1 protein-coding gene is annotated in these 865 nt (G+C 63.6%); it reads left to right on the forward strand.

All coding sequences use genetic code 11. From position 1 onward, the window contains the following. Window positions 1-825 (forward strand): IS256 family transposase (locus AC6CHP_RS20705; RefSeq protein ID WP_498232048.1); only part of this gene is annotated, 825 nt, incomplete at its 5' end. Between the last annotated feature and the right edge of the window lie 40 nt (window positions 826-865).

The raw sequence follows: 865 nt of genomic DNA on the forward strand, positions 1-865 counted from the left end.
AAGGACACCATCAGCCGCATCACGGAGAAAGTCGCCTCGGAGCTGGCCGAATGGTCGGCCCGGCCTTTGGATCCGATCTATCCGGTGCTGTTCGTTGACGCGGTCGTGGTCAAGGTCCGTGACGGGCAGGTGCGCAACACCCCGTTCTACGTCGTCATGGGGGTCACCACCAGTGGGGAGCGGGAGATCCTGGGCATCTGGGCCGGCGACGGTGGCGAGGGTGCCCGGTTCTGGCTGCAGGTCTTCTCGGAGCTGAAGAACCGGGGCGTGGAAGATGTGTTGATCGCCGTCTGCGATGGGCTCAAGGGCCTGCCGGAGGCGATCACGACCACGTGGGAGCGGACGGTGGTGCAGCAGTGCATCGTGCACCTGATCCGCAACAGCTTCCGCTACGCCGGACGCCAGCACCGCGACGGGATCGTCAAGGCGCTTAAGCCCGTTTACACGGCCCCGTCCGAGCAGGCGGCGAAGGACCGGTTCGCCGAATTCACTGCCGAGTGGGGCCAGCGGTATCCGGCCATCGTGCGGCTCTGGGAATCCTCCTGGGCCGAATTCGTGCCCTTCCTGGAGTACGACGTGGAAATCCGACGGGTCATCTGCACGACGAACGCGATCGAGTCGATCAACGCACGCTACCGAAGGGCGGTGAGGGCCCGCGGGCACTTTCCGAACGAGACCGCTGCCCTGAAATGCCTATACCTGGTCACCAGATCTCTTGATCCAACCGGCGGTGGCCGTGCACGCTGGGTGATGAGGTGGAAGCCTGCGCTAAACGCGTTCGCTATTACCTTCGCTGGCCGGTTCGAAAGAACCACTCAACAATGAAAACCGGCCGGACTCCACACACCGTTTATCGGACAGTCCC

The sequence above is a fragment of the Pseudarthrobacter sp. GQ63 genome (assembly GCF_059758765.1).